This is a genomic window from Aeromicrobium sp. UBA7512, assembly GCF_002476985.1.
Classification (GTDB): Bacteria; Actinomycetota; Actinomycetes; order Propionibacteriales; family Nocardioidaceae; genus Aeromicrobium; species Aeromicrobium phoceense.
Map to the genome: position 1 here is coordinate 33,835 of NZ_DLNK01000003.1, position 20,317 is coordinate 54,151.

Consider the following 20,317-nt stretch of genomic DNA (forward strand, 5'->3'; position numbering starts at 1 on the left):
CGCGATGGACAGCGAACAGCCAGCACGAGGCCTCCGGGCACGGCTGCGCGACGCGTTCCGCAGCACCGGCTACGCGGTGTACGGCGCGGGCCTCGGGTTCCTCGCGGTCCTCACGATCCCCTTCGCGATCGTGGTCGCGGTGCTGTGGTTCCTGCGGATCGGCCGCCCGCTGGTCCTGCCCTCGCTGCGCTGGCTGCAGTGGCTGAGCGGAGCCGAGCGCACCCGTCTGCGCCGCATCGGCCACCGCATCGACGACCCGCCCCGGGTGGCCGGCGAGCCGGAGCAGCAGGTGACGGACCCGGCCACCCGCCGCGAGCTCGGGTGGGGGCTGATCCACGGGACGGTCGGGCTCTTCCTCGGCCTGCTCGCCCTGCAGCTGCTGCTCGTCGGCGTGCACGACCTCGCCTACCCGCTGTGGTGGAAGCACGTGGGCGCGGGGGAGCAGGAGCTGCTGAACGGACTGGTCCCAGCCCGCAGCGCCGACGCGGCGATGTGGGGTCTCGCGACCGGCACGCTCGCGCTGGTGCTCTGGTTCGTCGGCGCGCCGCGGCTGCTCGACTGGCAGTCGCGGAGCGGGCTGGCCCTGCTCGGCCCGGCCCCGGGCGCCGACCTCTCGCAGCGGGTCGTCGAGCTCACCGCGACCCGCGCGGCCGCCCTCGACGCCCATGCGGTCGAGCTGCGTCGCATCGAGCGAGCCCTCCACGACGGGGCGCAGAACCGGGTGGTCGGCGTGGCGGTGCTGATCGGCGCCGCGCGACGCGAGGTGGAGCGGGACCCGGGCCGTGCGGAGGAGATCCTCGCGAGGGCCCAGGACACGACGGAGGAGGCGCTCGCCGAGCTGCGTGCCGTCGTCCGCTCGATCCTGCCGCCGGTGCTCGAGAATCGCGGACTCGCCGGAGCCCTCACGGCCCTGGCCGCCGACTGCGCGGTGCCGTGCACCGTCACGATCGACGTGCCGGTGCGGTGCCCGGCCAGCGTCGAGACGACCGCCTACTTCGTGGTGGCCGAGTCGCTGACCAACGTGGCCAGACACAGCCACGCCAGCCGCGCCGAGGTCGAGGTGCGCCTGGACGGCGGTCGTCTCCACGTGCGTGTCGCCGACGACGGCCGTGGGGGAGCGGACCCCGCGGCGGGCTCAGGCCTGGCCGGGATCATCCGCCGGGTCGAGGCGCTCGACGGCGAGGCCCGGCTGAGCAGTCCACCCGGCGGGCCGACCGCGCTGGAGGTGGAGCTGCCGTGCGGATCGTGATCGCCGAGGACGACACCCTGCTGCGCGAGGGCCTCAGCCTGGTGCTGGCCGGTGAGGGCTTCGACGTCGTCGCCGCCACCGCGGGCCCGGACGAGTTCCTGGCGGCCGTGGCCGAGCACCGCCCCGATCTCGCCGTGGTCGACGTGCGGATGCCGCCGACCCACACCGACGAGGGCATCAAGGCCGCGGTCGCGGCGCGCCGCGCCCAGCCGGGCCTCGCGGTGCTCGTGCTCTCGGCGTACGTCGAGCAGAGCTTCGCCACCGACCTCCTCGCCGACGGCGCCGAGCGGGTGGGCTACCTGCTCAAGGAGCGCGTGGGCCGGGTCGACGCGTTCGTGGAGGCGCTCCAGCGCGTGGCCGACGGCGGCACCGCCATCGACCCCGAGGTGGTCGCCCAGCTGTTCGCGCAGAAGCGCTCCGGTGACCCGCTCGAGCGTCTGACCGCGCGGGAGCGCGAGGTGCTCTCGGTGATGGCCGAGGGGCTCGGCAACGCCGCGATCGGGCAGCGGCTGCACATCACCGACAACGCGGTGCACAAGCACATCCGCAACATCTTCATGAAGCTCGACCTCGCCCCCGACGACCACACCGACCGCCGTGTCGCCGCCGTCCTGCGCTACCTCGACGGCGCCTGAGGGAAACACTTAGCCCTTGCACTAAGTGTTCTGGTCGTGAACACTGAGCCCCATGGCACAGTCAGTCGCTGAGCTCGACGGCGTCTTCGCCGCCCTCGCGGACCCGACCCGCCGCGCCGTCGTGCGCCGGCTGGGCCACGGGTCGACCAGCGTGGGCGAGTTGGCCCGGGAGTTCCCGATGAGCCTCCCGTCGTTCATGAGGCACGTCCGGACGCTGGAGTCGAGCGGCCTGATCCACACCTCCAAGAGGGGACGCGTGCGCACGTGCGTCCTGGACCGTGAGCGCCTCGCCCTGGTGGACGACTGGCTGGCGGACGAGCGCCGGCTCTGGGAGCAGCGCACCGATCGACTCGAGCCCTTCGTCACCGACCCGCAGGAGCAAGCATGAACCCGACCTTCGACCGCGCCCTCGACCTCTCCCTGGAGCGGATCATCCGCACGTCACCCCAGGTAGTGTGGGACGCCTGGACGGATCCAGCGCGGCTCCAGCAGTGGTGGCTTCCCGCTCCGTCGCTCTGCCGTGTCGAGCACCTCGACGTCCGGCCCAGCGGAGGATTCGTCACCCGGATGAGCGAGGACGGGGGCGCGAGCTGGGTCCCGCACATGAACGCGTGCTTCCTGGCGGTGGACGCGGGGGAGCGGCTCGTCTTCACCAACACCGTCGACAGCACGTGGCGACCGGCGGCTCCCGCGCCGGTGCACATGACCGCCACGGTCACGTTCGACGACCATCCCGAGGGCACCGCCTACCTCGTCGTGGTCCGGCACGGCGATCCCGCCGCCCGTGACCTCCACGCCGACCTCGGCTTCCACGAGGGCTGGGGCTCGGTCACCGACCAGCTCACCGCCCTCGCAGAGGCCGTCACCGCTTGATCTTGCGACCCTTGCTGGTCTTGGCGACCGTCAGGTAGTTCGTCTTCGAGACGCTGATCCGGACGCGGAGGACCTTGCCGCGGTCGGACTTCTTGACCTTGTACGTCGACTTCACGGCGCCGCGGATCGGCTTGCCGTTGCGCGTCCAGCGGTAGCGGACCTTGACCGGCTTCGGCCCCCACTTGGCGGTGTACGCCTTGAGCTTCTTCCCGGCCTTCGCGGTCCCGACCACCTTGACCGTGCCGACCTTGAGGGGACGCTTCGCGAGCGTGGCGCCCGAGGTGCTGACGTAGTGGTTCCACCAGCCGGGGCGGGTGACCGTCGTGCGCACCCGGACCTTCTGGTTCACGTCGGCGGAGCGCAGCGTGTAGCGGCTGCCGGTGGCGCCCGCGATGGCCGTCGAGCCGCGCAGCCACTGGTGCGTCACCTTCGCGGCGGGGTCCGCGGTCAGGCCGGTCGGCGCAGCCAGGACCCGTCCGACGGTCGGCGTGCCGGCGGGCGCCGGAGTCGCGCGCAGCGCCTGGACCGGACGGCTGCCTGCGACCTGCACCTGCGCGCGCTGGAAGCTGTCGCTGCCGTCGACGTAGTTGCCCTGGGCGTCGGTCCGATAGATCTTCAGGCGGGCGTCGATCCGCGCCCCGGCGTAAACCGCGGCCACGGTGAAGCGGGAGGTCGCGCCGTTGTACGTGGTGGAGGCCGGCTGCGGGACGCCGTCCACGAACCAGGAGATCTCGCTGTACGTGCTGGCCGGCTTGCCGAAGCTCGCGGTGAGCGTGGCGCCGGGCGTGGCCGTGCCGGAGATCGACAGCGGCGACGTCGGCTGCACGTGCTGCGTGCCGCCGACCTTCGTCGTGGGCGTGATGAGCGAGGCCGGCTTGTAGCCCGGGCGGCTGGCAGTCACCCGCGCGTGGATCCAGGCGCCGTCCTGGGCCGGCGTGGGGGTGAAGCTCGCCGAGGTGGCTCCCGGGATCGTCACCGAGGGGGAGCCGTCGCGCCGCGAGATCCACTGGTAGCTGAAAGTGGCGTCCGTGGGACGCCAGCCCTCCTGGCCCACGATCGTCAGCGGCTCGCCGACGCGGTACGACCCGACGATGAACGGGTCGACCGGCGCCATGCCCAGGCCCTGCTTGGGCAGCCTGACCGAGAAGGTCTTCGACGGCGTGGCGGTCGAGGAGGTCCAGGTCTGCGCGGTCTCGAACGACGTGGCGTTGGGCCAGCACGTGTCGCGGTGGCGCACCTCCGGCTGCCAGAACTTCGTCGAGGACACCTCGCCGTAGTAGGTGTCGGAGAAGCAGACGCGGTACTGCCCGCCGACCGGCACCTGCCACGAGAAGCGTCCCTGCGCGTCGGTCAGCTTCGGCCCGAACTGCAGCGTCGTCCACTCGCTGCCCTCGCGGATGTAGATCTCCCACCCGACGTTCTGCAGCGGCTTGCCGCTGGGGTCGAGGGCGACGCCCGTGATCCGGCCGTCCGCCGCCTGGGCCGACGTGGCGGTCAGCGGGACGAGCAACAGGGCGAGGAGGGCGAGCAGCACGGGACGCAGGAGACGCATGGTGCTGAACCTAGTGGCCCGGCCGCGTGCTGACTGCCCCCGTTAACGGGGGGTGCGACTCGCCCCGAGGCGCGAGGTCAGTCGGGTGACAGTGCCCGCAGGATCTCGGCGTGGCGGAGCAGGAAGGCGCCCTCGTCGAGTCGCTTGCGACGCAGCCACCCGGACACCTCGCTGTTGTGCTTGCTCGCGTTGCACGACGTGCACGCCGGGACGACGTTCGTCACCGTGTAGCGGCCACCGCGTGAGATCGGCAGGACGCAGTCCTTCTGGATCGCCGCCGTGGTCGTGCCGCAGTACGCGCAGCCGCCCCACTGCAGGACGAGCGTGTCCCACTGCGCCGGGGTCAGGTCGTTGTCGACGCGGTCGAGGCGCCGCTGCCGGCGCTTCGCGTAGCGGGCGCGCGTGGCAGCCGAGGTGCTGCTGGGAAACCGACGTCGCGCCACGAGGTGACGCTACCGGACGCCGGAGACGGACGAGGCTGCCTCAGCTGCCCCCGGCCGGCAGCTCCTCCAGCAGGATGTCCGGCTCGTCGCGGGCCACCTTGTTCGCCCGCCACTTGTCGGTGAAGAGCGCGAGGTGGGTGCCGTCGGCGCGCTGGAGGACCTCGACGCCACGCTGGCCGCGCAGGGCCCGTGCGCCTTCCGCATCGGTGCGCCGGGCCACCTGGTAGTCCAGGCGCGAGAGCCGGATCGGGGAGGTGAACTCGTTCTTCATCCGCTCCTCGACCACCTCGAACTGCAGCGGGCCGACGGCGGCCAGGACGGGGGTCTGGTCACCTCGGAGGTCGGAGCGCAGGACCTGGACGACGCCTTCCTGGTCGAGCTGCTCGATGCCGCGTCGGAACTGCTTGTACCGCCCGATGTCCTTCGCGGTGGCGGTCATGAAGTGCTCGGGCGCGAAGCTCGGCACCGGCGGGTAGTCGATCGCGTCTCCGTCGTAGACGGTGTCGCCGACGCGCAGCGCCTGGGCGTTGACGAAGCCGATGATGTCGCCGGGAGCAGCCTGCTCCACCGAGGACGTCGTCCGGCCGAAGACGGCCTGGGCGTACTTCGTGGCGAAGGGCCGGCCGGTCGAGGCGTGGGTCACGACCATGCCGCGCTCGAAGGTCCCGGACACCACGCGGGCGTACGCGAGCCGGTCGCGGTGGGACGTGTTCATGCCGGACTGCACCTTGAAGACGAACGCGCTGAAGGCGTCGTCGACCTGACGCACCGAGCCGTCGACGCCCGCGGTCGCGCTCGGTCCGGGCGCCAGCTCGAGCAGCAGCTCGAGCAGCTGGGCCACGCCGAAGTTCTGCAGTGCCGAGGCGAACATGACCGGCGTGGTCTCGCCGCCGAGGAACCGCTCCTGGTCGTGGTCGGCGCCGTCGAGGGAGAGCAGCTCGCTCTCGTCCACCGCGGCCGACCAGACGTCGGCGTCCACGTCCTCGACCTCGTCCGGCGACAGCCGTCGCTCGGGCGCCCGCTCGGCCCCGCCGGCGGTCCGGGTGTACTTGACGAACTCGCCGGTGCGGCGGTCCAGGACGCCTCGGAAGTCGCCCGCCTCGCCCACGGGCCAGGTGAGCGGGGTCGGACGCAGCTTGATCTCCTGCTCGATCTCGTCCATCAGGCCCAGCGGCGACAGCCCGGGGCGGTCCCACTTGTTGATGACGGTGATCACCGGAATGCCGCGGAGCGCGCACACCCGGAAGAGCTTGAGGGTCTGGGGCTCGAGGCCCTTGCCGGCGTCGACCAGCATCACGGCCGAGTCGACCGCCGACAGCACGCGGTAGGTGTCCTCCGAGAAGTCGCTGTGGCCGGGAGTGTCCACGAGGTTCACCACGTGGTCGCGGTACACGAACTGCAGCGCCGCGGACGTGATCGAGATGCCACGCGCCTTCTCCATGTCCATCCAGTCCGAGACCGTCGCCTTGCGGTCGTCCTTGCCGTGGACGGCACCGGCCTGGTTGATGACGCGGGCGTGCAGCGCGAGCGCTTCGGTCAGCGTGGACTTGCCGGCGTCGGGGTGGCTGATGACGGCGAAGGTGCGGCGGGGGCGTTTGTCGGACACCCATCGAATTTACCCGGCGTCACAGCATGGGGACGACGGAGGCCGGGCTCGTGCTCAGCACCCGCACGGCGAGCGTCGTCGTCGCCTCCACCCCGAGGTAGCCCACGACCGTGTTGACCCGGCCGAGATCCAGTGGGAGCAGGCCCGGGGTGCCGGGGACGTCAGGGGTGAGACCGAGGTCGAGGTCCTCGCGGCCCGACATGATCCGCACGTTGAAGTCGTAGCGCTCGCGGGCCCCGGGGGCGGCGAGGCGGCGGACCACCGTGGCACCCATCCGTCGCGCGCCGGTCTCGGCCGCCCAGCCGTCCAGGGTGGCGGCGAGGGTGCGTCCCTCGTTGTGGTCGATGTCCGCCCAGACGGTCTCCATCGACCCGGCCTGGGTCAGCAGGATCGCGGCGGTCTTCTCCCCGATGCCGGACACGCCCGGGAGGTTGTCGCTGGGGTCGCCGCGCAGGGCCGCGAACGCCAGGTAGTGCTCGGCCGCGATCCCGTACATCGTGAGCAGCCGCGCCGGGTTGAGCAGCGGAGAGCCGTCGATCCCGCCGCTGATCAGCCGCAGCACCTGCGTGTGGTCACTGATGTGGGCGAACGCGTCCCGGTCCGACGTGACGATCACGCAGTTCCAGCCGTTGTCGCGGGCCCACGTGGCGGCCGAGGCGCTCACGTCGTCGGCCTCGAGGCCCGGGGGAGTGAGCGTCGCCAGGCCGAGGGCGTCGAGGAACGCCCCCGTGCGCTCGAGCTGGCCGACGAGCGCCGCGTCCTTCTCGGCCCGTCCCGCCTTGTAGGCGGGATAGAAGTCCGCGCGCACCGACGCGGTCCGGTCGTCGAGCCCGAAGATCACGGCGTCGGGGGCGAACCGCTCGATCGCCTCGATGATCTGGCGCAGCATGCCGTGCAGGGCCCACGCGGGACGACCCGATCGGTCCATCAGCCTCGTGTGGGCCCGGGCATGGTGGTTGCGGTGCAGCAGCGAGGGCGCGTCGACCACGAGCAGCAGCTTGCGGGGACGATTCACGGGGGCAGACATGGGATCCTCGCCATCCTAGGCCGGGTCCCGCGCGACGCCGCCGTCAGATCAGCTTGGGGAAGCTGAGCAGGAATCCCGTCGTCGCCAGGAACCCGACCCCCGCGATCGCCAGCAGCACCCACTGCGTCCGCGGGCGCCGCAGGCGCGTGGCCAGGGCGGTGAAGAACAGCACGCTCGCGAAGGCGACGGTGAGGATCGTGTAGTTGTCGCCGCGCTGGTTGTTGCGCAGGGCCTCCTGGTACTTGGCGTCGGCACGGGCGTCGGCCGCCCGCGCCTGCTCCAGCTCCGGAATCGCGTACTCCTTGACCTGGAACGGGGTCGGCGCGGCCGCCGGGTTCTTCAACGGCCGCTCGGCGATCCACACGGGGAAGGCGCTGGCCAGCGGCTCGGGGAACCGCTCCTCAAGGAAGGCAGTCAGCGTGTCGTCCTCGGCCTGGTACGCCTGCAGCCACTGCGTGAACAGCGACACCTGGACAGTTTGCTTGCGGTTGGCGTCGCCTTCGAGGCGCGCTGCCTCGATGCGGGCCGTCGACGCCTGCGCGAAGGAGATCGACATGGCGCCGCCCCATTTGCTGGCCTGGAAGCCGGTCCATGCCGTCAGGATCGCCGTGACCGACAGGAGCACGACGGCGACCAGCTCGAGCCAGTCGACGGAATCATGGGAGGGCTCGTCCGTCACGTGGTCCTCCGTCGAGTCTGTGCCGGGCTCAGAGAGTCCCGTCGCGCCGATGGCTCATCCTAGGCACCGGCGGGTGCCGGACACCCGAATCTGGAGACGGCAACGGCACCACCTCACCGGAGGCACCCGACCAATTCCTCCTCGCCGCTGCCCTGGCTGGTCTCGCGATGCCGGACGTACTCGAACCTCAGGTACCAGACGAGCATGAAGACCGTGCTCCCCAGGTGGAACGAGTGCAGCGCCCACAGCGGGCCCGGCGGCAGGCTGAAGACGTACAGCGAGTGCACCGCGTTGCCGACGTTCGCCAGCGCGAGGTTGCCCAGGCTGTACGAGCGCAGATCACGCGTGCGCAGGGCCTTGGCGAGCATCGGGAAGGTGCTGGACGCGAAGATCGCCGTCGAGACGATCCCGGCCAGCACGGGCAGTGCAGAGTTCATGCACGTCGAGAGGCGCCTGCGGCCCGGTCCCGGACCTCAGGGACGAAAGATGATGCCTTCGGACCCGCTGGGGTACCCGAAAGCATCATCCTTCGTGCCGCCCCCGGGTCAGCCTCAGAGGTCGCGGTGGAAGTCCTCCGCGTCGGCGCCGTCGTGGCGCGTCAGGTTGAAGATCGCCAGCGCCAGGCCGCCCCAGAGGGCGACCATGGCGACGATCATCATGGTGATGGCCTCGGCGTTCATCGTTCGACTCCTTCGGTGTCGTCGGCGGGGATCTCCAGCGAAGTGCCCTCACGCCATCGGATGGGGGCGAGGACGTAGCCGGCGACCATGACGGACGCGGCGGCACCCCAGCCGAACAGCGCGATCATCCAGGTCGGGTAGCCACCGTAGGGCGTCTGGACGTCCGTGCGGAACGAGTCGAACGCCAGGTAGGCCAGGGCGATCGGCACCACGACGCCCACCAGGAGTCGCCACCACAGCAGCAGCTGGATGGACCCGTGCCGGTTCATGTGGGCGGCCAGCTGTGGCACGGCCCGCAACGACCACGCCACGACCACCATCGAGACCATCGCGACGAGCAGGATTCCGAACTGGTTGATGAAGTGGTCGAGGATGTCCAGGACGTACAGGCCGCTCGCGGTGGAGAAGAACACCAGGCTGATCACGGCTGCAGGGATGCTGACGGCGGCAGCCGCCACAGGCCGCGAGAGCTCGAACTTGTCCCGCACGGCGGAGACGACCACCTCGAGCACCGAGACCAGGGACGTGATGCCCGCGACGACGAGGGAGCCGAAGAACAGCACGCCGATCAGCGCCCCGCCGGTCGCCTCACCGATGATCGTCGGGAAGGTGATGAAGGCCAGACCGACTCCGCCCTGGACGACCTCGTCGACGGCAACACCCTGGCTCTGCGCCATGAAGCCCAGCGCGGCGAACACGCCGATGCCGGCGAGCAGCTCGAAGCTGGAGTTCGCGAGGCCGACGACCGTGCCCGAGCCCGTCATGTCGGTGTCCCGGCCGACGTACGAGGCGTAGGTGATCATGATGCCGAAGCCGATCGAGAGCGAGAAGAAGATCTGTCCGAAGGCGGCCGCCCAGACGCCTCCGTGGGTCAGGGTGCTCCAGTCGGGAGTGAAGAACGCTTCCAGTCCCTCGGCGGCGCCCGGCAGGAACAGCGAGCGAATCACCAGGGCGAGGAACGCGAGGACGAGTACGGGGATGGCGACCAGAGAGGTCAGGCCGATGCCCTTCTCGACGCCGACCACCATCATGACGATGACGGCGAGCCACACGATCACCATCGGGATCAGCACGCCGGCCACGACCTTCAGGTCGACCGTGAGGTCCCCGGTCTGCAGGAAGTCCTTCATGAAGAACGTCTCGGGATCGTCCCCCCACGCCGTGTTCACCGAGAAGAACGTGTAGCGCAGGGCCCACGCGATCACGGCGGCGTAGTAGATGGCGATCATGAAGCAGATGCCGACCTGCCACCAGCCGATGGCCTCGGCCGGACGACTCAGCCGTGCGAAGGACAGGGGAGCCGAGCCGCGGAACCGGTGACCCAGCGCGTAGTCCAGGAAGAGGAACGGCAGCCCGGCGCAGAACAGTGCCACCAGGTAGGGGATCAGGAACGCTCCGCCGCCGTTCTCGTACGCGACGTAGGGGAACCGCCAGATGTTCCCCAGCCCGACGGCCGAGCCGATCGCGGCGAAGATGAAGACCTTGCGCGAGGAGAAAGCTCCCCGCTTGGCCTTCTCGGTCGTGACATCGGCCGTCATGTCGCTCCTCTCGACGGGGGATCCCTGGTGCCGGATCACCACGCAGTCCGACCATCGTGGCAGAAGTCGGGATCCGGCGTCGGGCGGCGACGGGCCGGGCGAACTGCTCGGTCGGCACGCGGGGGGTCGTCACCGTCCCTGTCGCCTTGCATCGGTGATGTGACGAGAGAGACTCATGGGAGACGTTCGACGGCGGGAAGGTTCCATCATGAGCGACGAAGCGTTTCAGATCACCGCGTTGATCATCTATTTCCTGGTGATGATCGGCATCGGCGTCTACGCCTACACCAAGACGTCCGATCACGAGGGGTACATGCTCGCCGGACGGCAGCTGCCCCCCTGGACGGCCGCGTTGAGCGCGGGGGCGTCCGACATGTCCGGCTGGCTCATGATGGGTCTGCCCGGCGCGATCTACGCCGCCGGCCTGATCGAGGCGTGGATCGCGATCGGCCTGACGATCGGCGCCTACCTCAACTGGACGTTCGTGGCGCCGCGCCTGCGCGCCTACACCGAGGTGGCGCAGAACTCGATCACGGTCCCGAGCTTCTTCGAGAACCGCCTGCACGACGGCTCCCGGTCGCTGCGGGTGGCCTCCGGCGGGATCGTGCTGGTGTTCTTCACGTTTTACGTGTCGTCGATGATGGTGGCCGGCGGCGAGTTCTTCCGTCTCGCGTTCGGCACCTCGTACACGAACGGCATGCTGATCGTCGTCGCGGTGACGCTCGGCTACACGATGATCGGCGGCTTCCTGGGCGCCTCGCTGACGGACGTCGTGCAGGGCACGATGATGATGGCGGCGCTGATCGTCATCCCGATCGCGGCGGTCATCACGATCGGCGGCTGGGGCGAGACCACCGACGCGATACGCGAGGTCAGTCCCGACCACCTGTCCCTGCTCTCCGGGACGAGCCTCACGGCCGCGACGGTCGTGTCGATCATCTCGGCGTTGGCCTGGGGCCTGGGCTACTTCGGTCAGCCTCACATCATCGTGCGGTTCATGGCGATGCGTGACGCCGGCTCGGCCAAGAGCGCTCGCCGCATCGGGATGAGCTGGATGATCATCTCGCTGGTCGGTGCGGTCGCCTGCGGCCTCATCGGCGTGGCGTTCTTCGAGCTCACCGAGAACTCGCTCGACAACCCCGAGCTCGTCGTGCTCGCGATGGGCGAGGCGCTGCTGCACCCGCTGATCGCCGGTTTCGTGTTCGCCGCGGTGCTCGCCGCGATCATGAGCACCGTCTCGAGCCAGCTGATCGTCTGCTCGTCGGCGTTCGTCGAGGACCTGTTCAAGGTGTTCCGGCCTGACGCGGGCCCGCGGACGCTGCTGAACCTCGGTCGCCTGTGCGTGCTCGCGGTCGCGGTGATCGCGACGGTGCTCGCGATCAACCCGAGCGGCACGATCCTCGAGCTGGTCGCGTTCGCGTGGGCGGGCTTCGGTGCCTCGTTCGGACCGGCGGTCCTGCTGTGCCTGTACTGGCGCAGGCTGACCAACTGGGGAGCCCTGGCCGGCATGGTCTCCGGTGCGGTGACGGTGTTCCTGTGGAGCTCCTACGGTCCAGAGATCTCCGGCGTGGCCCTGTACGAGATCGTGCCCGGCTTCATCGTGAACATGGTCGTGGCGATCGTCGTCAGCCTGATGACCCAGCCCGTCGATGCAGCCGTCGAGCGCGAGTTCGACGCGGCCGTCGATCTGGCCGCGGCGAAGCAGGCCGTCGCGGGGTGACCTGACCGACCACGTGGAAAGGGGAACGGCTCCTCAGCTGGATCAGAGTCCAGATGAGGAGCCGTTCCTGCCAGCTCTCATGCGGCCGGCACGCCGCGGTCGACTCAGATGTCGTAGTACAGCTCGAACTCGTGCGGGTGCGGGCGCAGTGCGATCGGCAGGATCTCCTCCTGGCGCTTGTACTCGATCCACGTCTCGATCAGGTCGGGCGTGAACACGTCACCGGCCGTCAGGAACTCGTGGTCGGCCTCGAGCGCGTCGAGGACGGCACCGAGCGAGGTCGGGACCATGTCGATCTCGGCGTACTCCTCGGGCGGCAGCTCGTAGATGTTCTTGTCGATCGGGGCCGGCGGCTCGATCTTGTTCTTGATGCCGTCGATGCCGGCGAGCAGCAGAGCGGAGAACGCGAGGTACGGGTTGCTCGACGGGTCGGGGCAACGGAACTCGATGCGCTTGGCCTTGGCGTTCGCGCCGGTGATCGGGATGCGGACACAGGCCGAGCGGTTGCGAGCCGAGTAGACCAGAGCGATCGGGGCCTCGAAGCCCGGCACCAGACGGCGGTAGGAGTTCACCGACGGGTTGGTGAACGCCAGCAGCGACGGCGCGTGCTTCAGGATGCCGCCGATGTACCAGCGAGCCGTGTCGGACAGTCCGCCGTAGCCGGACTCGTCGTAGAACAGCGGCTCGCCGTTGTTCCAGATCGACTGGTGCACGTGCATGCCCGAGCCGTTGTCGCCGAAGATCGGCTTCGGCATGAAGGTCACGGTCTTGTCCTGGGCCCACGCGGTGTTGCGCACCAGGTACTTGAACTTCATCGTGTCGTCGGCAGCCTTGAGCAGCGTGTCGAAGCGGTAGTTGATCTCGGCCTGGCCGGCGGTGCCGACCTCGTGGTGGCCACGCTCGAGGATGAGGCCCGCGTTCGACAGGTTCGTCATCATGTCGTTGCGCAGGTCCGCGAAGCGGTCGGTCGGCTGGACGGGGAAGTAGCCGCCCTTGTAGCGGACCTTGTAGCCGCGGTTGTCGGCCAGGTCGTCGCCGGTGGACCAGGCGGACTCGGCGGACTGGATCTCGTAGTAGCTCTTGTTCGGGCTGGTGCCGTACGAGACACGGTCGAAGATGTAGAACTCGGCCTCGGGGGCGAAGAACGCCGTGTCGCCGATGCCGGTGGTCTTGAGGTACGCCTCGGCCTTGCGCGCGATGTTGCGCGGGTCGCGCGAGTAGGCCTCGCCCGTGATCGGGTCGTGGACGAAGAAGTCCATCGCGATCGTCTTGGGGTTGCGGAAGGGGTCGACGTACGCCGTGCCGTAGTCCGGCAGCAGCTTCATGTCCGACTGGTCGATCGTCTGGAACCCGCGGATCGACGAGCCGTCGAACGCGACGCCCTCGGCGGCGGTGTCCTCGTCGAAGCCCGAGATCGGCATCGTGACCTGCTGCTGGATGCCCGGGAGGTCGGTGAATCGGACGTCGATGTACTCGACGCCCTCGTCCCGGACAAACTTGAAGAACTCGTCGGCATTGCCGAACATGTGGCCTCCTCGACCGCGGTGCGGCGGATAGATCGGTGCGGACAGCATCTCCCTGCGTCCACCTAGAGGCTAGGCGGAGGCAGTTTCCCGTCCATCACCGGATTGTTACATGCAGGTTACGCGTGTTCGGCGGGCCGCCGAGGGGCTCGGTTGCCCGCTCACTCAGTACTTCGGGTCGGCGTAGAAGACGACCGCGGACTTGTGCCGCTTGATCACGTGGACGCCGCGAGGATGCTTCGACCCGCCGCCGGAGTCGACGTTGCCCTCGACCATCCAGACGTGGTCGCCCTGGGCCTTCACGACGATCCCGACGTGCGAGGGAGTGCCCTTCGCGAAGTAGCCGATGTAGGCGAGGCGGCCGACCCGAGGCGTCTTCGAGGTGCGTCCGCGCTTGCGCTCGGCCTTGAGCAGCGAGGGGTACGACTTGGCCTTGATCACCGATCCGGGCTTGCCGGCGGCGTGTGCCAGCCAGGACACGAAGTAGCCGCACCACGGGTCGCGGGGGCCCGTGCGACCGATCCACTTGTTGTACTTGCTCTTACGGGGGCTTTTCTCGCGGTAGCCCACCTGCGACTTCGCGACGGCGATCAGGTCGGCGGCGCCGAGCTTCGACGCCACGGCCGACGTCACGGTCTTCTTGGCCTTCTTGTTCACGTAGACCGCACCGGTGCGGAACTGCTGGAGGCAGGCGCCCTCGGGTAGGCCGCACCGGAGGTCGCCGGTCGGGGCGCCGAGCCTGCCGGTGGGGCCACCGTGGGTCCGCATCTGCTTGAGTGCGTGCGTGCGGACGACCGAGGTGCGGGTGCCCCGCTGGACGAGTGTCGCCTTCGTGTAGTCGCGCCAGACGACGCCGTTGGCGCGCTGGACGCCGCCCTTCGGCGTGCCGAGGAGGAAGGACATCGACTTCGCGCGCGATGCGAGCGTCCGCGTGCCGTAGGTGCGCTTCACGGTGATCTTGGGGGAGTAGCGGACCGAGCTGACGATGGCGCGGTACTTGCCGCTCTTGGGCACGCGCGGCATCCACGAGTACCAGCCGTTCGCCGAGGTGCGCACCGTGGCGACCTTGACGCGGCCCTTGCTCGTGTCGCGGTAGATCCGCACCTTCGTGCGGGCGTGCGGCTTGCCACTGGTGGTCAGGACGCGGCCGCGGAGCCAGAAGTTCTCGCGCGTCAGGACGCGGGTGTCGGCGCCGCTGTTGATGCGGATGCTCACCCAGCGGCCCGACTTCGCCGGCGTCTTGACCGAGGGCGCCGAGGCGGCGGCCGGCGCTCGCGAAGCCGTCATGCGGCGGGCCGGCGCGGCGGGCGCGGCCGTCGAAGGCTCGGAGGAAGCAACCGGCTCGGGTTCAGGGCTCGCAGCGTTCTCGGGGAGCGCGGTGACGGCGGGAGCGGACGGGGTCGAGCTCGGTTCGGATTCCGGGGTCTCGGCATGGCTGGGAAGGGCGACAAGGGAGAGGGCGAGGGAGGAGGCGACTGCAATGCTCCACCGACGGGCGACGCGGACCATGCCCACAGCGTGCAACACATCGGTCCCAGACGCATCCTGCGCCCCGGTGTAGCAACCGCTGGGCAGGTATCGGTCGGAGCGCGCGCCGCTCACCTGGGGAGAGGGCGGGCACGGTGTCCGCGCGCGAAGGAGGCCGACGATGAGGCGTTCAACCATGGTTCCCGCGCTGCTCGGCGCAGTGCTGCTCGTGGGTGGGGTGGCCGCCCCGGCCTCCGCCCAGACCGTCACGAGGAACGACCCGAGCGGCGACGCACCGGCTCGGATCGACATCACGAAGGTGCGGTACACCCACGAGTCCGACCGCGTGCGCGTCGCCGCGAAGATCCCCGAGCTCGGGAAGTCCGGCACGGCCGACTTCCTGGTGTCCCGCTACGAGATCTTCGAGGCCGGCTACGTCGTGCGGATCCGGCAGCACCGGGGCCAGCCCGCCAAGGTGTCGTTGCTCTACTTCGACCACTTCGACCTGAAGAAGCGCACCTGCGAGGGCCTCTCCGGCAGCTGGGGTCCGCAGGTGGTCCGGCTGAAGGTGCCGCGGTCGTGCCTGAAGGGGCACGCGACGAAGTACGTCTCGACCCAGTTCGTCATCTCATTCGGCGCCGGCGGTGAGCAGTTCGACGAGGCCCCGATGGTGAAGCGGTTGCGCCGGTCGTAGGCGCTCGGACGAGCCTGGATTCCCCCATCAGGCTCGTCCGTCCCACCGTCCACAGGGTTTGGGACGACGGCTTGCACGCGTCACTGCGAGTTGGGCAGGATCGGGCCCACGTTCGGGTGGGAACGGCTTTCGGGGGGAAGCGAATGGAAGTACTGAGCGATCGCGTGCGCGCGCTCGTCCGTGAGCGACGGATCGATCCGCGCACCGACGTCGAGGCCGTGCACCGGGCCGCCGCCGAGGCGGTTGCGGAGCACGAGCAGCGCAGCCTCACCGGTGCGGTCCGGGCGCTCGACGAGCCCGACCGGGTCGTGGGCGAGCTTGTCTCCGACCTCGTCGGCTTCGGCCCGCTGCAGCGGTTCCTCGACGACCCGGAGGTCGAGGAGGTCTGGGTCAACGAGCCCGACCGGGTCTTCGTCGCCCGCGCCGGCCGGCACGAGCTGACCTCGGTCATGCTGACCACCGCGCAGGTGCGTGAGCTGGTGGAGCGCATGCTGTCGTCCAGTGGCCGACGCCTCGACCTCAGTCAGCCGTTCGTCGACGCCATGCTGCCCGGCGGGCACCGCCTCCACGTGGTGCTCGACGGCATCACCCGCGGGTTCACCGCCGTCAACATCCGCAAGTTCGTCGCCAAGGCGGCGAGCCTCGACGACCTCGTCGCGCTCGGCACCCTCGACGAGCGGTCGGCCGCCTTCCTCACGTCGTGCGTCCAGGCAGGCCTCAACATCGTCGTCAGCGGAGGCACCCAGGCCGGCAAGACCACGCTGCTGAACTGCCTCACCGGCGCGATCCCCGGCACGCAGCGCCTCGTGTCGGTCGAGGAGGTCTTCGAGCTCAGGACCGGGCACCCCGACTGGGTCGCGATGCAGACCCGACAGGCCGGACTGGAGGGCACGGGCGAGATCACGCTCCGCATGCTCGTGAAGGAAGCATTGCGGATGCGCCCGAACCGGATCATCGTCGGGGAGGTGCGCGCCGAGGAGGCGCTCGACCTCCTGCTCGCGCTGAACTCGGGCCTGCCCGGGATGGCGTCGATCCACGCGAACTCGGCGAAGCAGGCGCTCGTGAAGCTGTGCACCCTGCCGCTGCTCGCCGGTGAGAACGTCTCGGCCGGCTTCGTAGTGCCCACCGTGGCCACGGCGGTCGACATCGTCATCCACACCGGCATCGACGCGGCTGGCCGCCGCGCCGTCCGGGAGATCGTCGCCACCACGGGCCGCGCCGAGAACGGGATCATCGAGGCCGAGCCGGTCTTCGTGCGCCGTGGCGGCGTCTTGGTACGAGGGGCGGGGACGCCCCAGCGTCGCGAGGCCTTCGAGGCCGCCGGGATCGATCCGGAGGCGCTGTGGGAACACTGATCGGCCTCGTCTTCGGCATCGGCGTGTTGCTGATCGTGGACAGCCGACATCCTCGGCCGTCGCGGGCGGCCCGTCCGGTGCGCCCTCCTCGCCTGGCGGGGTTGCTGCAGCGGGCGGGAATGCCCGACGTCGCGCCGCTCACGCTGATACTGGGCTCGCTGGTCCTCGCGGTGGTCGCGGCTCTCGTGGCATCCACCCTCACCGCGGTTCCGGTGGTGGGCCTGCTGGCGGGCATCGCCGGAGGATGGCTGCCTTTCGCGCTCGTCCGGTCGCGGGCGGGCCGTCGCCAGCGTGAGCACGCCGAGGCCTGGCCCGACGCCGTCGACCACCTCGCGTCGGCGGTCCGAGCGGGACTGTCGCTGCCCGAGGCGCTCATCCAGCTGGGGGAGCGGGGGCCAGAGCAGCTGCGCGAGCCGTTCAGCCATTTCGGGCGCGACTACACGTCCACGGGCCGGTTCGCCGAGAGCCTCGACCGCCTGAAGGAACGCCTGGCCGACCCCATCGGGGATCGCGTGGTGGAGGCGCTGCGCATCGCGCGCGAGGTGGGTGGTGGAGATCTCGGACGGCTGCTGCGCTCACTGTCGGGCTTCCTGCGCGACGACCTGCGCACGCGCGGTGAGCTGGAGTCGCGTCAGTCGTGGACGATCGGCGCCGCCCGGCTCGCGGTCGCGGCGCCCTGGCTCGTCCTGCTGATGATGAGCCTCCAGCGTGACGTCATCGCCCGCTTCGCCACGCCGTCCGGCGTCGTCCTGCTCGTGGCGGGCGCCACGACGTGCCTCGTGGCCTACCGACTGATGCTGCGACTCGGTCGGCTCCCCACCGAGCAGCGGATCCTCGCATGACCGGCGCGATCGTCGCGGCCATGCTCACGACGGGGCTCCTGCTCGTCGCCGACGGGTGGCGGCGGGCACGACGGCCGTCCCTGGCCGATCGCGTCGTGCCCTACGTCCGCGACGTCCACCCCACCGCCGACCTCCCCGCGAGCCGGGTGATCGACCAGCTCATCGGGCCGTGGTGGCGTCGCCTGACGCGCTCCATCGGCGAGTCCCTCGGCAGCAACGCCGCGATCGCCCGCCGGCTGCGTCGGTGTGCGAGCGACGAGACCGTCGAGAGCTTCCGCGTCCGGCAGGCCACGTGGGGAGCGACCGGCCTCGCGGGCGCGGTGGCCGTGTCCATGGTGGCGTGGTCGATCGCTCGGCCTCCTGTCATCGCGCTGCTGCTGTGGTGCGCTGCCGGGTTGGTCGTCGGCTGCCTCGCTTGCGATCAGTGGCTGTCCTCGCGGGTGCGCACCCACGAGGCCCGGATGCGGGCCGAGTTCCCGACGGTCGCCGACCTGCTGGCACTGTCGGTGGCGGCGGGGGAGAGCCCGGTGGCCTCGATCGATCGCGTCAGCCACGTCAGTCACGGCGCGCTCTCGCTGGAGCTCGGCCGTGTCCTGGCCGAGGTCCGAGCCGGTGCCACGGTCGTCGACGCCCTCGACAGTCTGGCGTCCCGCACTGGCGTGATGAGCGTGGCTCGGTTCGCCGAGGCCCTGGCCGTCGCGATCGACCGTGGCACTCCGCTCATCGACGTCCTGCACGCGCAGGCCGCCGACGTCCGTGAGCACGCCCGCCGCGAGCTCATCGAGTCGGGCGGGCGGCGCGAGATCGCGATGATGGTGCCGGTCGTCTTCATGATCCTGCCCGTCACCATCGCGTTCGCATTCTTCCCAGGTTTGGCCGGACTCCACCTGTCCTCGGGTGGTTGAGATGAAGGAGACCGCATGACGTCACGGATCGACCAGCTGCGCCGACGCCGCCATCACGAGCGAGGTGACGTGCCCGGCTGGGTCATGATCACGCTCATGACGGCAGGCATCGTCGTCGGGCTCACCGCGATGGCCGGGCCGAGGCTGTCGGCCATGCTCAACCAGGCGCTGTCGTCCGTCGGCGGCTGAGCGTGCGCACGCGGTGGCCGGTGCGCGACGAGCGCGGCTCCGCGGTCCCCGAGTTCGTCATGGTGCTGATGGTCCTGATCCCGCTGGTGTTCGCCATCGCCCAGGTCGCGCTCGTGATGCACGTGCGGAACACGATGACCGCCGCCGCGTCCGACGGTGCGCGGGCCGCAGCGTCGTTGGACGCGCCGATCGGCGAGGCGCGCTCGCGGGCTCGCGAGGTGCTGCGGACGACCCTGGCCGACCGGTACGCCGAGGACGTGAACGTCCGGGAGGCGCAGGTGGACGGGATCCCGGTCATCGAGGTGCGCGTCAGCGCCGAGGTGCCGCCACTCGGGCTGTGGGGTCCAGGTGTCGCCGTGGATGCGGTGGGCCGGGCCGTCCGTCAGGAGGCCCCATGAGGGGCGAGCGGGGGAGCGCGACCGTGGAGTTCACCTGGCTGACGCTGCTGCTGCTCGTGCCGCTGGTCTACATCGTGGTCGCGGTGTTCGAGACGCAGCGCGCGGCGTACGGGGTCACGGCCGCGAGCGAGGCCGCGGCACGCGCCTTCATCCAGTCCGACAGCCCCGCAGGAGCGGAGGCGCGGGCTCGGGTTGCTGCGCGGGTGGTCCTGGCCGACCACGACGTCGTCGGTGCCTCCATCTCCACCGAGTGCCGGCCCGAGTGCTTCGCGCCCGGCTCCAGCGTGGTCGTCCGGGTGCGCTCGTCCCAGCGTCTCCCACTGGCTCCTGACCTCTTCGGCGATCCCATCGCAGCATTCGACGTCGCCTCCACCCACACCGAGCCCTTCGGCCGGTACAGGGCGGCACCGTGAGCACCCGCGAGCGCGGCAACGTCACGGTGCTGACCGTGGGGTTCCTCGCGGTGCTGGGCCTGCTCGTCGTCGTCGTGGTCAACGCCTCGGCCGCGTTCCTCGAGCGCCGCGAGCTGATGAACCTCGCCGACCGGATCGCGCTGCACGCCGCCGACGGCCTCGACCGCGACCGCGTCTACCTCGGCGGTCTCACGGACGAGGCGACCCTCGACGCTGCCGACGCCCGCGCGCTGACGGCCGGGATCGTCCCGACCGACGTGAGCCTCACGTTGACGACCACCGACGACCGCGTCGCCGTCCGGGTGACGCGCCGCGCACGGTTGCCGCTCGTGCCGCCGGGCCTCCCCGACACGGCGACGGTCCGCGCCGAGGCCTCCGCCCGCCTGCACCTCGCGCCCTGACAGTCCGCTCGCCAGGTCACGCCGCGACTGGAGGGCCAGTGCGAGGCCGAATCACATCACCAGACGAAGATCAGGAAGAAGGCGAGAAATTCGGGCCCGACGAGGCGTTCGGGGACGTTGGCGGTAAC

23 protein-coding genes are annotated in these 20,317 nt (G+C 70.3%); 13 read left to right on the plus strand and 10 right to left on the minus strand.

Annotation, left to right across the window (positions count from 1 at the left end; translation table 11 throughout):
- Positions 1-4 precede the first annotated feature (4 nt).
- Genes B2363_RS01990 through B2363_RS02005 form a run of 4 tightly spaced genes read left to right on the plus strand, consistent with a single transcriptional unit; the run spans position 5 to position 2,757 of the window.
- On the plus strand, positions 5-1,249 hold the full coding sequence (locus tag B2363_RS01990; protein ID WP_286928091.1) for a sensor histidine kinase: 1,245 nt from the start codon (positions 5-7) through the stop codon (positions 1,247-1,249).
- Entirely contained in the window at positions 1,237-1,884 is a 648-nt protein-coding gene (locus B2363_RS01995) for a response regulator transcription factor (protein WP_286928093.1), read from the plus strand. Before B2363_RS01990 ends, B2363_RS01995 begins: the two co-directional genes overlap by 13 nt.
- A gap of 52 nt (positions 1,885-1,936) precedes the next feature.
- Positions 1,937-2,272, plus strand: a complete 336-nt coding sequence (locus B2363_RS02000) for an ArsR/SmtB family transcription factor (RefSeq protein WP_286928095.1) — start codon at positions 1,937-1,939, stop codon at positions 2,270-2,272.
- The gene (locus B2363_RS02005) at positions 2,269-2,757 is read left to right on the plus strand and encodes an SRPBCC domain-containing protein (RefSeq protein ID WP_286928096.1); all 489 of its coding nucleotides are present in this window, start codon (positions 2,269-2,271) and stop codon (positions 2,755-2,757) included. The genes B2363_RS02000 and B2363_RS02005 overlap by 4 nt, the downstream gene beginning before the upstream one ends.
- Here B2363_RS02005 and B2363_RS02010 read toward each other — a convergent pair.
- The 8 genes from B2363_RS02010 to B2363_RS02045 all read right to left on the minus strand — a co-directional run bounded on the left by B2363_RS02010 (position 2,747) and on the right by B2363_RS02045 (position 10,282).
- Positions 2,747-4,309: a hypothetical protein gene (locus B2363_RS02010; protein WP_286928097.1), complete on the minus strand. Its 1,563-nt coding sequence runs from the start codon at positions 4,307-4,309 to the stop codon at positions 2,747-2,749. The genes B2363_RS02005 and B2363_RS02010 overlap by 11 nt on opposite strands.
- Positions 4,310-4,386: 77 nt before the next feature.
- Positions 4,387-4,752: an HNH endonuclease gene (locus B2363_RS02015; protein WP_286928099.1), complete on the minus strand. Its 366-nt coding sequence runs from the start codon at positions 4,750-4,752 to the stop codon at positions 4,387-4,389.
- Positions 4,753-4,792: 40 nt separating this feature from the next.
- Complete coding sequence (locus B2363_RS02020) at positions 4,793-6,358, minus strand: peptide chain release factor 3 (RefSeq protein WP_286928102.1); 1,566 nt, start codon at positions 6,356-6,358, stop codon at positions 4,793-4,795.
- 19 nt (positions 6,359-6,377) lie between these two features.
- Complete coding sequence (locus B2363_RS02025) at positions 6,378-7,385, minus strand: 5'-3' exonuclease (protein ID WP_286928104.1); 1,008 nt, start codon at positions 7,383-7,385, stop codon at positions 6,378-6,380.
- Positions 7,386-7,428: 43 nt separating this feature from the next.
- Complete coding sequence (locus B2363_RS02030) at positions 7,429-8,064, minus strand: hypothetical protein (RefSeq protein ID WP_286928105.1); 636 nt, start codon at positions 8,062-8,064, stop codon at positions 7,429-7,431.
- Positions 8,065-8,177: 113 nt separating this feature from the next.
- Positions 8,178-8,501, minus strand: coding sequence for a hypothetical protein (locus B2363_RS02035; protein WP_286928107.1), 324 nt, complete (start codon positions 8,499-8,501; stop codon positions 8,178-8,180).
- 114 nt (positions 8,502-8,615) lie between these two features.
- Complete coding sequence (locus B2363_RS02040; protein WP_181756713.1) at positions 8,616-8,744, minus strand: methionine/alanine import family NSS transporter small subunit; 129 nt, start codon at positions 8,742-8,744, stop codon at positions 8,616-8,618.
- Positions 8,741-10,282 (minus strand): sodium-dependent transporter, encoded by a 1,542-nt coding sequence (locus B2363_RS02045; protein ID WP_286928108.1) that lies wholly within the window; start codon positions 10,280-10,282, stop codon positions 8,741-8,743. Before B2363_RS02045 ends, B2363_RS02040 begins: the two co-directional genes overlap by 4 nt.
- Before the next feature lie 208 nt (positions 10,283-10,490).
- On the opposite strand from B2363_RS02045, the gene putP reads away from it, so the two are divergent.
- Positions 10,491-12,002, plus strand: coding sequence for a sodium/proline symporter PutP (gene putP / locus B2363_RS02050; RefSeq protein ID WP_286928109.1), 1,512 nt, complete (start codon positions 10,491-10,493; stop codon positions 12,000-12,002).
- Between the two features lie 104 nt (positions 12,003-12,106).
- On the opposite strand, the gene glnA is transcribed toward putP, so the two are convergent.
- Positions 12,107-13,528, minus strand: coding sequence for a type I glutamate--ammonia ligase (glnA, locus tag B2363_RS02055; protein WP_181756716.1), 1,422 nt, complete (start codon positions 13,526-13,528; stop codon positions 12,107-12,109).
- A 162-nt stretch (positions 13,529-13,690) separates the two neighbouring features.
- Positions 13,691-14,812 carry a CHAP domain-containing protein gene (locus B2363_RS02060; protein WP_286928111.1) on the minus strand — a complete coding sequence of 374 codons (1,122 nt, stop codon included), beginning with the start codon at positions 14,810-14,812 and terminating at the stop codon, positions 13,691-13,693.
- Between the two features lie 361 nt (positions 14,813-15,173).
- On the opposite strand from B2363_RS02060, the gene B2363_RS02065 reads away from it, so the two are divergent.
- From B2363_RS02065 to B2363_RS02100, 8 genes are all read left to right on the plus strand, one after another.
- On the plus strand, positions 15,174-15,686 hold the full coding sequence (locus B2363_RS02065) for a hypothetical protein (RefSeq protein ID WP_286928113.1): 513 nt from the start codon (positions 15,174-15,176) through the stop codon (positions 15,684-15,686).
- A 143-nt stretch (positions 15,687-15,829) separates the two neighbouring features.
- Positions 15,830-17,041 (plus strand): CpaF family protein, encoded by a 1,212-nt coding sequence (locus B2363_RS02070; RefSeq protein ID WP_286928114.1) that lies wholly within the window; start codon positions 15,830-15,832, stop codon positions 17,039-17,041.
- Complete coding sequence (locus tag B2363_RS02075; RefSeq protein ID WP_286928115.1) at positions 17,029-17,883, plus strand: type II secretion system F family protein; 855 nt, start codon at positions 17,029-17,031, stop codon at positions 17,881-17,883. Before B2363_RS02070 ends, B2363_RS02075 begins: the two co-directional genes overlap by 13 nt.
- Positions 17,880-18,788, plus strand: coding sequence for a type II secretion system F family protein (locus tag B2363_RS02080; protein WP_286928116.1), 909 nt, complete (start codon positions 17,880-17,882; stop codon positions 18,786-18,788). Before B2363_RS02075 ends, B2363_RS02080 begins: the two co-directional genes overlap by 4 nt.
- Before the next feature lie 15 nt (positions 18,789-18,803).
- Positions 18,804-18,977: a hypothetical protein gene (locus tag B2363_RS02085; RefSeq protein ID WP_286928117.1), complete on the plus strand. Its 174-nt coding sequence runs from the start codon at positions 18,804-18,806 to the stop codon at positions 18,975-18,977.
- Positions 18,978-18,979: 2 nt separating this feature from the next.
- The gene (locus tag B2363_RS02090; RefSeq protein WP_286928118.1) at positions 18,980-19,375 is read left to right on the plus strand and encodes a TadE/TadG family type IV pilus assembly protein; all 396 of its coding nucleotides are present in this window, start codon (positions 18,980-18,982) and stop codon (positions 19,373-19,375) included.
- Positions 19,372-19,788, plus strand: coding sequence for a hypothetical protein (locus tag B2363_RS02095; RefSeq protein ID WP_286928119.1), 417 nt, complete (start codon positions 19,372-19,374; stop codon positions 19,786-19,788). The genes B2363_RS02090 and B2363_RS02095 overlap by 4 nt, the downstream gene beginning before the upstream one ends.
- The gene (locus B2363_RS02100; protein ID WP_286928120.1) at positions 19,785-20,189 is read left to right on the plus strand and encodes a pilus assembly protein TadG-related protein; all 405 of its coding nucleotides are present in this window, start codon (positions 19,785-19,787) and stop codon (positions 20,187-20,189) included. The genes B2363_RS02095 and B2363_RS02100 overlap by 4 nt, the downstream gene beginning before the upstream one ends.
- Positions 20,190-20,317 lie beyond the last annotated feature (128 nt).

Bases quoted from the DNA above. Each gene is read 5' to 3' on its own strand.
- B2363_RS02095 (WP_286928119.1), top strand. From the start codon at position 19,372: ATGAGGGGCGAGCGGGGGAGCGCGACCGTGGAGTTCACCTGGCTGACG.
- B2363_RS02070 (WP_286928114.1), top strand. From the start codon at position 15,830: ATGGAAGTACTGAGCGATCGCGTGCGCGCGCTCGTCCGTGAGCGACGG.
- B2363_RS02005 (WP_286928096.1), top strand. From the start codon at position 2,269: ATGAACCCGACCTTCGACCGCGCCCTCGACCTCTCCCTGGAGCGGATC.
- glnA (WP_181756716.1), bottom strand. From the start codon at position 13,528: ATGTTCGGCAATGCCGACGAGTTCTTCAAGTTTGTCCGGGACGAGGGC.
- B2363_RS02025 (WP_286928104.1), bottom strand. From the start codon at position 7,385: ATGTCTGCCCCCGTGAATCGTCCCCGCAAGCTGCTGCTCGTGGTCGAC.
- putP (WP_286928109.1), top strand. From the start codon at position 10,491: ATGAGCGACGAAGCGTTTCAGATCACCGCGTTGATCATCTATTTCCTG.
- B2363_RS02035 (WP_286928107.1), bottom strand. From the start codon at position 8,501: ATGAACTCTGCACTGCCCGTGCTGGCCGGGATCGTCTCGACGGCGATC.
- B2363_RS02080 (WP_286928116.1), top strand. From the start codon at position 17,880: ATGACCGGCGCGATCGTCGCGGCCATGCTCACGACGGGGCTCCTGCTC.
- B2363_RS02065 (WP_286928113.1), top strand. From the start codon at position 15,174: ATGAGGCGTTCAACCATGGTTCCCGCGCTGCTCGGCGCAGTGCTGCTC.
- B2363_RS02010 (WP_286928097.1), bottom strand. From the start codon at position 4,309: ATGCGTCTCCTGCGTCCCGTGCTGCTCGCCCTCCTCGCCCTGTTGCTC.
- B2363_RS02040 (WP_181756713.1), bottom strand. From the start codon at position 8,744: ATGAACGCCGAGGCCATCACCATGATGATCGTCGCCATGGTCGCCCTC.
- B2363_RS02000 (WP_286928095.1), top strand. From the start codon at position 1,937: ATGGCACAGTCAGTCGCTGAGCTCGACGGCGTCTTCGCCGCCCTCGCG.
- B2363_RS02045 (WP_286928108.1), bottom strand. From the start codon at position 10,282: ATGACGGCCGATGTCACGACCGAGAAGGCCAAGCGGGGAGCTTTCTCC.
- B2363_RS02085 (WP_286928117.1), top strand. From the start codon at position 18,804: ATGACGTCACGGATCGACCAGCTGCGCCGACGCCGCCATCACGAGCGA.
- B2363_RS02060 (WP_286928111.1), bottom strand. From the start codon at position 14,812: ATGACGGCTTCGCGAGCGCCGGCCGCCGCCTCGGCGCCCTCGGTCAAG.
- B2363_RS01990 (WP_286928091.1), top strand. From the start codon at position 5: ATGGACAGCGAACAGCCAGCACGAGGCCTCCGGGCACGGCTGCGCGAC.